The organism is Pseudomonas sp. GQ91 (genome assembly GCF_059758795.1).
This window is the reverse complement of sequence record NZ_JCAXED010000013.1, coordinates 187660-197537: the sequence shown is the minus strand read 5'-3', so window position 1 is coordinate 197537 and position 9878 is coordinate 187660. Positions and strand designations below refer to the sequence as shown.

Genomic DNA, 9878 nt, shown 5'->3' with positions numbered 1-9878 from the left:
CCGATGGCGATCAGTCAGTACCAGGTGCCCTGACTGACACACTGCTATCGGGAGCAAGCCCCCTCCCACATTGCCAGGCGTCCGTTCGTGGCAACCCCCTCCAAAACCGTGCGCTCCGTCACGGCGTCCCTTGCCGTGTTTGGCATCAAATCCGTTACGCGTTACCGTCACGCGACCTGCGCTTTCAGCAATGCGCCCATTCGCGCTCGCCCAAGGAATCAGGCGCGCATCGTGCAGGCAGATTCGGTTTGAACCTCCCAATCACTTCAAGGAAGACCCTGTGATCAAGCCCCTAGCTCTCGCTATCAGCGTCGCTGGCGTCCTGCTGGCCACCCAGGCCCACGCCTACGACTACGGCCAACACGCCAACCTCACCCTGGAAAAACTGATCACCGACTATCCCGGCCGTTATCGCGACACCGCCAATTTCGCCGGGGCCGCCAACTGGATGCAAAGCCAGATGGGCAGCGCCTATACCCTCAGTCGCCAGGACTTCACCTGGAACGCCGGCAGTCGCGCCTCGCAGAACGTGGTGGCCTACGCCGCCGGCACCCAGCCGCAATACGTGGTGATCGGCGCGCATTTCGATACCTATTTCGGCCGCCCGACCTTGCAAGGCCTCGACGACAATGGCTCTGGCGCGGGCGTGCTGACGGAAGTGGCAAAAAACCTCGGCGGACTGCCACTGGAGAACGGTCTGCAAATCGTCGGGTTTGGCGCCGAAGAGGAAGGCCTGCGCGGTTCCCGGGCGTTTGTCGAGGCGTTGAGCGCCAGCCAGCGTGCCAACATGCTGGCGATGATCAACCTCGACAGCCTGATCACTGGCGACCTGATGTACGCCCACGCCGGCCAGAACAGCACCGCCAACCCCGCGCTGGCATCACTGCGCGAGCACACCCTGCAGATCGCCAAGGAGCTGGGCATCAACCTGTTCACCAACCCCGGCCTGGACCCGCAATACCCCGCGGGTACCGGGTGTTGCAGCGATGGCGAAGCCTTCGAGGGGCTGAACATTCCGATCCTCTATGTCGAATCCACCAACTGGGAACTGGGCGACCTGGACGGTTACACCCAAACTGACAACCCGGCGATTCCCGGTGGCTCGACCTGGCACGACCCTGCCGAAGACAACCAGGATGTACTGACCAACGCCTTCGGCCAGGAACGCATCGATCAGCGCCTGCGGGACTATTCGCGCCTGCTCAGCCGTCTGGTGCTGGAGCTGACCAATGCCGACCTGATGGCGTCCACCGCCTCGGGCGGCGCGGTTGCGCGCAATATGCAGGACCACCTGCAGCGCCAGCACCAGGCCATGGTGCGCCTGCATGACCGTCGCTGGCTGACCCTGCAATCGGCCAGTCGTGAAGTGGGCAGTTTTGAGGGTGAAGTTGGCGTGGATGGCGAGTTCAACCCGGACAGCGGTTTCGATACCGTCCCCAATCCAGAAGCGCGGCGCCTTGGCCTGCATGCCTTGGGTGACTATCAACTCAGCAGCAGCCTGAACATCGGCGCCAGCCTCAGTTATCTGAATGGTCGTGACAAGCTTGAGCACCGCGGCAAGCTGGACAGCGACACCTGGCAAGCAGCGCTCTACGCCCTGCTGAACGATGGCGGCCCGGCCTGGCTGGCCGGCGACCTGAGCGTGGGCCACAGCCGCTTCGACTCACAGCGCAACCTGCGGATCCAGGCGAATGGCGGGCCGGTGTTGCTCGATCAGCAACTCACCGGCGAGACCGACGCCTTGTCCCTCGGCGCACGGCTGCTGGGGGGTTATGACTTCGACGTCGGCACAATCAAGACCGGGCCGTTTGCCGGGCTGGATTACAGCCATTACCGCCTCGATAAATTCCACGAAAAACAGCACCTGCGCACCGCCCTTGAGTATCAGCAGCAATCCTTCGACTCCTTGGAAGCCAGCCTCGGCTGGCGTGTGCGCGGTGCCGTCGCCCTGCCCCATGGTATGAGTCTGATGCCTTATGGAGACATTGCCTGGGTCAAGGAATTGGCCGACGGCCGGCTGGACGATCTCGCTCTGACCGCCCGCGCCGACGGCCAGGCACGCACCGCTCGGCTGGGCACGGTGGACAAGCGTTTTGGTCGCGCGCAACTCGGCAGCCAACTGGCGATCACCCCGCAGTTGGGCGTGTTTGCCGAGGTGAACGGCCGCCTGGGTCACGCCGAGGGCAGCCAGACCGGTTATTCGCTGGGCGTGCAGTGGATGTTCTGATCAGGGCTTTTTGAACACGTAAAACAGGTTCGGCTCACTGACCATGTAGAGCGTGCCATGGTCATCCATGGCAATCCCCTCGGCCTGGGGCACGCGCTTCTCCAGGCCATGGTGCCCTTTGAGCAACGACAAGGTGCTCAAAGGGCGACCGTCGATATCCAGTTCCAAGACCAGAAACGACTCATCGGAGAGTGCCAGCAGATGGCCGCTGCGCTCATCGTATTGCAGGCTCGACAGATCGCGCACAAACAGACCGGCATCGCGCTTGGGGTTGTTGACCACGTGTACGGAGTAAGTTTTTTCCGGTTTGAAGTGCGGAAAACCGTGCACTTCATAAATCAGCATCGGATCGCGTTCCTTAGCGACAAATAGGCGCTTGCCCACCGAATCGTAGGCCAGGCCTTCAAACCCCTTATTGCCGCTCAAATGCACACCGAGGGTCATTTGCTCGGCGTCGTCGGCGTCCAGGAACTGCGTGTCGTCTTCCAGGTGAATCTTGATCAGGCGCTGCTGACGTTCGTCACTGATCACGTAGGTATTTTCGCTGATGAACTCCACCGCCTCGGCATCGCCAAAGCCCACCAGATGAATACGCCGCACGATCTTGCCGTCCAGGGACAGCTCGATCAGCTCGGCGTTTTTATTGGTGACGGTGAACAGACTGCTGCGTACCGGATCGTAGGTCAGCGCCGAGACGTCCGCATCCAGGCCTTCGATCACTTGCGCCTCCAGCACCACCTGATAGTCCGCCAGGCCAATGGCGCGCGCATCCACTGGATGACGCGAGACTTGCCAGTTGAACCAGGCGCGCTCGAACAGACGAAACTGCTGCGCGACCACCCCGGCCGCAACAAGGGCGATCAGCAACAGGATAAAAAAGGCAGGTTTGGGACGGGCAAGTCGACGCATGGGAGCGGGCTCAAAGTGAAAACTGGCGAATAGATATCACGGCCGCCTGAATTTAAACTTAAACGCACCTGGCTGTCTGGTGAATGCCGCTCATAGAGAAAGTTCTGACGTAATCAGTCGTTACTTCTGTCGTTCGAAACGATAGAACAGGTTAGGTTCGCTGACCATGTACAACGTGCCGTTTTCATCCATGGTCACGCCTTCGGCGCGCGGGATGGTGTCCTTCAAACCGTTGAAACCGCCGAGCAGCGTCATGAAGCTGACTTGCTCGCCTTTCTCATCCAACTCCAGCAGCAGATGGGAGTCGGCCGACAGCACCAGCCAATGACCGGTACGCGGGTCGACACTCAGGGCTGAAAGGTTGCGCATGTCCAGCTCGGAGCTGGGCAGCTTTTGCTTATCCCCGGCCAGGGTCTGGCTGCCGTCGCTTTTCCAGGTAAACAAGGCCGCCGGCCGTTCTTCACCCAGCACCAGTTGCTGATTGCGCTTGTCCCAGGCGACCGCTTCAAAAGCCTTGTTCTGATCCTTGGAAGGGCCCAGGTCGTAGGTCGGGAAGTCCGCGAAGGCCAATTGCCGAGTATCGGCATCGACCTTGACCAGGGTCAGGGTGTGCATGCGCTCATCGACAATCGCCAGCACGCCGTTTTCCATCACGCTCACGCCTTCCGGGTTGTTCCAGCCGACCAGGGGCATCTTGCGCAACACATCCCCTTGCAAGTTCAGTTCTACCAGAAAGGGTTTTTTGCCCATCACCGAGAACAAGGTCTTGGTCTGCGGGCTGTAGGCCAGGTCCGAAGCTTCGTCCTTTTCCATCCCCGGCAACAGCTTGGCATCGATGACCGTCTGATAGTCGGGGAGCCAGACACTTTCCTTGCGCTCGACCGGGCTTTCAAAGCCTTCCAGTATCCACAGCACACCGCGATCATCCCAATGCATTGCCCAGGCAACGCCATACAGGACGGCCCCGGCCAGCAACAGCCAGGAATACCAGCGCAAGCTTACGCGCGGGCGACGCGTGGATTTCACCGAAGGGAGCGGTACGGCCATGGCGAGCTTTCCAGAAAGTCAGCAAAGGGAAAGAGCACAGGAGCCGCAGGTTCGTGTGCCAAAGGCGGAAGATTATCCGGATGGTGTGTGAAAAAAATGCAAAACCCACCGCTTTTGTGGCGAGGGGGCTTCCCCCTCGCCACAGGTCGGCATTCAGCGCACGCTGCTTTCGAAGCGGCTCACGCCCGGCAACTCCACCACCAGCTCGTCACCCACATTCAGCGGACCTACACCCGCCGGGGTTCCGGTAAGGATTACATCACCCGCCTGCAGCGAAAAGCAGCCGGCCATGTGCTGGATCATCGGGACAATCGGGTTGAGCATTTGTGCGCTGTTGCCATCCTGGCGCACTTCGCCATTGATGGTCAGGCGAATGCCGATGTCGGTGATATCGGCAAAGCTGCTACCCACCACGAATGGCGCGATCACCGCCGCACCGTCGAAGGATTTGGCGATTTCCCACGGCAGGCCCTTGGCCTTGAGTTCGGCCTGTTTGTCCCGCAGGGTCAGGTCCAGGGCCGGGGCGAAACCGGAGATAGCGTCCAGCACTTCTTCGCGGCTTGGCTGGGTGGACAAGGGCTTGCCGATCAGCACGGCGATTTCCGCCTCGTAATGCACCGAGCCACGCTCGGCGGGAATGGCGAAGCCGCCCTCCATCGGCACCACGCAACTGCCTGGCTTGATAAACAGCAAGGGCTCGGTCGGCACCGGGTTATCCAGTTCCTTGGCGTGTTCGGCGTAGTTACGCCCGATGCACACCACTTTGCCCAAGGGAAAATGAATGTTGGTCCCATCAACGTACTTGTGCTGATAGCTCATTGACCGCGTCCTCTCTGGTGACGGTTAAACAGCGAAGATCTTGCCTGGGTTCATGATCCCGTTCGGGTCAAACACCGCCTTCACTGCCTTCATGTATTCGATTTCCACTGGCGAACGGCTGTAGGTCAGGTAATCGCGCTTGGTCATGCCCACGCCGTGCTCGGCGGAGATCGAACCGTTGTACTTCTCGACGGTTTCAAACACCCACTTGTTCACGGTAGCGCACTTGGCGAAGAACTCGTCCTTGCTCAGGTTTTCAGGCTTGAGGATATTCAAGTGCAGGTTGCCGTCGCCAATGTGACCGAACCAGACAATTTCGAAGTCTGGATAGTGTTCGCCGACAATAGCGTCAATTTCTTTCAGAAATGCCGGCACCTTTGAAACGGTGACCGAAATATCATTTTTGTACGGCGTCCAGTGGGAAATCGTCTCGGAAATGTACTCGCGCAGCTTCCACAGGTTGTGCAGCTGGGTTTCGCTCTGGCTCATCACGCCATCCAGCACCCAACCTTGTTCGACACAGTGCTCGAAGGTTTCCAGGGCGTGGTTGGCCACCTCTTCCGTGGTGGCTTCAAATTCCAGCAACGCGTAGAACGGACACTCGGACTCGAAGGGCGCCGGTACATCGCCACGGGCGAGCACCTTGGCCAAGGCCTTGTCGGAGAAGAACTCGAAGGCAGTCAGGTCCAACTTGTTCTGGAAGGCGTGCAATACCGGCATGATCGAGTCGAAATCAGCCGTGCCGAGCACCATCGCGGTAAGGTTCTTCGGCGCGCGATCCAGGCGCATGGTCGCTTCGACCACAAACCCCAGCGTGCCTTCAGCGCCAATAAACAGCTGGCGCATGTCGTAGCCGGTCGCGTTCTTGATCAAGTCCTTGTTCAATTCCAGCAGATCGCCCTTGCCGGTGACCACCTTCATGCCGGCCACCCAGTTACGGGTCATGCCGTAGCGAATCACCTTGATCCCGCCGGCATTGGTACCGATATTGCCGCCAATCTGGCTGGAACCGGACGATGCGAAATCCACCGGGTAATACAGGCCTTGTTCCTCGGCGACGTTCTGCAACTGCTTGGTCACCACGCCTGGCTGGCACACGGCGGTGCGATCGGTGAGGTTGACGTCGAGAATCTGGTTCATGTAGTCGAACGACACCACCACTTCGCCATTCGCCGCAACCGCAGCGGCCGACAGGCCGGTACGACCACCGGACGGCACCAGCGCCACCTGGTGCTGATTGGCCCAGCGGACAATGGCCTGCACCTGCTCGGTGGTCTTGGGGAAGACAATGGCCACGGGGGCCGGGGCGAAATGCTTGGTCCAATCCTTGCCGTAAGCATTCAGGGAGTCGGCATCGGTCAGGACTTTGCCAGGCTCAACCAGGGTCTTCAGCTCATCAATCAGGGCAGGATGGGTCATCGACAGAACTCTCGAACAATTCATGGTCATCCTGAGAACGCTTCACGTCGCAGGAATGGGTGTTTAGCGGGGCACCTATGCTAGCATACCGCCCCCGCAGGACAGAGCCCAAGGGCGTTTCTGCGGTGACGGCTTTCCTGCCGTCCGGGTCAGCTTGCGCTGCTCGATTCCCTGCCATTTTTCTCCGGGATACAGGTTTACGCAGATGAGCAAGACTTCTCTCGATAAGAGCAAGATCAAGTTCCTTCTTCTGGAAGGCGTCCACCCATCGGCCGTCGACGTCCTTAAGGCCGCCGGGTACACCAGCATTGAGTACATCACCAGCTCTCTGCCGGAATCCCAGCTCAAGGAAAAGATCGCCGACGCGCACTTTATCGGCATTCGCTCCCGTACCCAGCTGACCGAAGAGGTCTTCGACCACGCCAAGAAACTGGTAGCGGTCGGCTGTTTCTGCATCGGCACCAACCAGGTCGATCTCAATGCAGCGCGCGAGCGCGGTATCGCGGTGTTCAACGCACCGTACTCCAACACCCGTTCCGTTGCGGAACTGGTCTTGGCCGAGGCCATCCTGCTGTTGCGCGGTATCCCTGAGAAGAACGCTTCCTGCCACCGTGGCGGCTGGATCAAGAGTGCGGCCAACTCCTTCGAAATCCGCGGTAAAAAGCTGGGTATCGTCGGTTACGGCTCGATCGGCACGCAATTGTCGGTATTGGCCGAAGGCCTGGGCATGCAGGTGTTTTTCTACGACACCCTGACCAAGCTGCCATTGGGCAACGCCACGCAAGTGGCGAGCCTGACCGAGCTGCTGGGCATGTCCGACATCGTGACCCTGCACGTTCCGGAAACCGCTGAAACCCAGTGGATGATTGGCGAGAAGGAAATCCGTGCAATCAAGAAAGGCGGGATCCTGATCAATGCCGCACGCGGTACGGTGGTCGAGCTGGATGCCCTGGCCGACGCGATCAAGGACAAGCACCTGATCGGCGCCGCCATCGACGTCTTCCCGGTTGAGCCACGCTCCAACGACGACATCTTCGAAAGCCCGCTGCGTGGCCTGGACAACGTGATCCTGACCCCGCACATCGGCGGTTCCACCGCTGAAGCCCAGGCCAATATTGGCCTGGAAGTGGCCGAGAAGCTGGTCAAGTACAGCGACAACGGTACCTCGGTGTCCTCGGTCAACTTCCCGGAAGTGGCGCTGCCGGCTCACCCTGGCAAGCACCGCCTGTTGCACATCCACCAGAACATTCCGGGTGTGATGATGGAGATCAACAAGGTCTTCGCGGAAAACGGCATCAACATTTCCGGCCAGTTCCTGCAGACCAACGAGAAAGTCGGCTACGTCGTCATCGACGTCGACGCCGAGTACTCCGATCTGGCGCAAGAGAAGCTGCAGCACATCAACGGCACTATCCGTAGCCGCGTGCTTTTCTAAGAAGCCTGCAGGAGCGGGCTTGCCCGCGGAAAACGTTAACGATGACGCGTGCATCCCGGGTGCACGCGGCGCCCTCGGGTTTTTCGCGAGCAAGTTCGCTCCTACAAGATCAGCGACCAGCGCCGCCATAAAAAATGGGAGACCCGCAGGGGCCTCCCATTTTTTTGTCTGAACAAATCTTACTTGACGTTAACCGTGATGACTTTCGAAGCTACAGTCGGCTCGAATTGCATGTGCAGTTTGTCGCCGGCGACCAATTGCAACGTGTGCTTGCCTGGAGCAAGGGTCACTTCGGTTTCAGTCTGAGCCTTGCCGTAGTGGATCACGGTGTCGGTGGCGGGGATCGGAAGGCTGGCATCCGGCAGTTCTTTCTGGTCGATCAGCAAGTGATGATGACCGGTGCCTGGCGCCTGATCAGTGGCGGGAGCCAGCTTCAGGCCTTCCATGGCGAATTTCACGGTGAAGGTTTTATCCACGGTAGCGCCATCTTTCGGCGAAACGATGGACACTTCAGCACCTGCTGGTGACGCGCTGCGCGGAATACCGTCAGCCGCGCTTGCGAGCATCGAAGCCCCCAGCAGCAGGCTGGCCAGGGTTGCACGAGACAAAATGGCTTTCATTAACTTCTCCAGTTTTTCTGTGAAATCTGTAGGGTTGTGACAACTTAGTGACGAAACGTTGTCCAAGGCACTCAACACCATAGCAAAGCGGGCCTGAACGGCGCCTCGCACCTTCGAATCCTTTAGGAGTGACCATGCGCTTTTTGCCTGGCCTGTTACTTTTGCTTCCTCTCATGAGCCCTTTGGCTCACGCCGAAATGTTCGATGATGTGTTTGATCGCGGAGAGTTGCGCATCGCTCTGGAAGCCAACACGCCGCCCTTCAACTTCAAGGAAGGCGACAAACTCACCGGCTTCGAGGTGGAACTGGGTGAACTGCTGGCCCAGGAAATGGACGTACGTGCGTCTTTTATCACCACCGATGACACCGATTTGCTGCCTGGCGTCGAGAGCGGCAAGTACGACGTGGCGATCAACCATATCGCTGTGACTCCTGAACTGCAGGATCGTTTCGATTTCAGCGAGCCTTACAGCTATTCCAAAGCCCATCTGATTGCGCCCAAGCCGGAAAAGCGCCGGCTGAGCAGCCTTGATGCAATCAACGGCAATCAATTCGTCAGACCGCCACGTCCCCCTGAAGGCGTGGACCTGCGCAGCCAGGTCACCACCCGACAACCCGCCGGACAAGACCCGACCTTGAGCTTGGCGATCCCGTTCCAGAAAGGCAATCCGGCCTTCAAGTCGAGCCTGGACAAGGCGCTGCAGCGGATCAGGGCCGATGGACGGCTGACGGCGCTGTCGCAGAAATGGTTCGAGACAGACATGAGCAAGCCGGCGAAGCCCTGAAACGACGACGAATATCGGTTGGCATAAGCTTTCGTGGATACCCTGACCGAGCGCGCCTCCCGTAGCTGTCGAGCCTTGGCGAGGCTGCGTGCACGTGTGCGAATGCGCGACAAGCGTTGCTCAAGCCGGGTTGGAGAGATGCGCCAGCGCCTGTGCGGCCGCGGGCAATTCCAGCTCGCTGAAGACCTGCACGCCATGGCGTTTGAGCAAGGCTGCCGTGACCCCTTCGCCGCTGACCTTCACGCCGCTGAATGTGCCGTCATAGGTCAGCAGGTTGCCGCATGACGGGCTGTTGGCCTTGAGCACGGCGATGCGGATGCCGTGACGTTGCACTAATGCCAGGGCCTGACGGGCCCCGTCCAGGAAAGCTTGGCTGACATCCTCACCCGCCGCCGTCACCACCTGAGCGCGCCCGTCCCAGACGTCGACGCCCTGGCCACCGGGTATTTCGGCCGCCGGTCGTGGTGTCGGCAAACCACCTGCCACCTCCGGGCATACCGCAACCACCCGGCCTTCGGCCTGCCACGCGGTCAATTGCTCAAAGGGCCCGCTGGCACCAGCGTCGTAGCGCACCCGATGCCCCAACAGGCAGCGGCTGACCAGAATCTTTTGCATCC

General features: G+C 59.8%; 9 protein-coding genes. 3 read left to right on the top strand and 6 right to left on the bottom strand.

All coding sequences use genetic code 11. The features are described 5' to 3' along the window. Positions 1–280: 280 nt before the first annotated feature. Positions 281–2227, top strand: a complete 1947-nt coding sequence (locus AC6CIA_RS20175; RefSeq protein ID WP_498314536.1) for an autotransporter domain-containing protein — start codon at positions 281–283, stop codon at positions 2225–2227. Here AC6CIA_RS20175 and AC6CIA_RS20170 read toward each other — a convergent pair whose 3' ends face one another. The 4 genes from AC6CIA_RS20170 to AC6CIA_RS20155 form a co-directional block, all read right to left on the bottom strand. After that, a complete protein-coding gene (locus AC6CIA_RS20170) occupies positions 2228–3136 on the bottom strand; it encodes an SdiA-regulated domain-containing protein (protein WP_498314534.1) in 909 nt (302 codons plus the stop codon). A gap of 120 nt (positions 3137–3256) precedes the next feature. Beyond that, complete coding sequence (locus AC6CIA_RS20165) at positions 3257–4183, bottom strand: SdiA-regulated domain-containing protein (RefSeq protein ID WP_498314532.1); 927 nt, start codon at positions 4181–4183, stop codon at positions 3257–3259. Positions 4184–4336: 153 nt separating this feature from the next. Further along, the gene (locus AC6CIA_RS20160; protein ID WP_498314531.1) at positions 4337–5002 is read right to left on the bottom strand and encodes a fumarylacetoacetate hydrolase family protein; all 666 of its coding nucleotides are present in this window, start codon (positions 5000–5002) and stop codon (positions 4337–4339) included. Positions 5003–5026: 24 nt separating this feature from the next. Next, positions 5027–6421 (bottom strand): D-2-hydroxyglutarate dehydrogenase, encoded by a 1395-nt coding sequence (locus AC6CIA_RS20155; protein WP_498314529.1) that lies wholly within the window; start codon positions 6419–6421, stop codon positions 5027–5029. 205 nt (positions 6422–6626) lie between these two features. Between AC6CIA_RS20155 and serA the strand changes: the two genes are divergently transcribed. Continuing rightward, positions 6627–7856 carry a phosphoglycerate dehydrogenase gene (gene serA / locus AC6CIA_RS20150; protein WP_084378621.1) on the top strand — a complete coding sequence of 410 codons (1230 nt, stop codon included), beginning with the start codon at positions 6627–6629 and terminating at the stop codon, positions 7854–7856. Between the two features lie 179 nt (positions 7857–8035). Here serA and AC6CIA_RS20145 read toward each other — a convergent pair whose 3' ends face one another. After that, positions 8036–8476 (bottom strand): DUF4399 domain-containing protein, encoded by a 441-nt coding sequence (locus AC6CIA_RS20145; protein WP_498314526.1) that lies wholly within the window; start codon positions 8474–8476, stop codon positions 8036–8038. Positions 8477–8610: 134 nt separating this feature from the next. Here AC6CIA_RS20145 and AC6CIA_RS20140 point away from each other — a divergent pair, with 134 nt between their 5' ends. Beyond that, positions 8611–9261: a transporter substrate-binding domain-containing protein gene (locus tag AC6CIA_RS20140; RefSeq protein ID WP_498314524.1), complete on the top strand. Its 651-nt coding sequence runs from the start codon at positions 8611–8613 to the stop codon at positions 9259–9261. 120 nt (positions 9262–9381) lie between these two features. On the opposite strand, the gene AC6CIA_RS20135 is transcribed toward AC6CIA_RS20140, so the two are convergent. Then, positions 9382–9876, bottom strand: coding sequence for a 2-thiouracil desulfurase family protein (locus AC6CIA_RS20135; protein ID WP_498314522.1), 495 nt, complete (start codon positions 9874–9876; stop codon positions 9382–9384). Positions 9877–9878 lie beyond the last annotated feature (2 nt).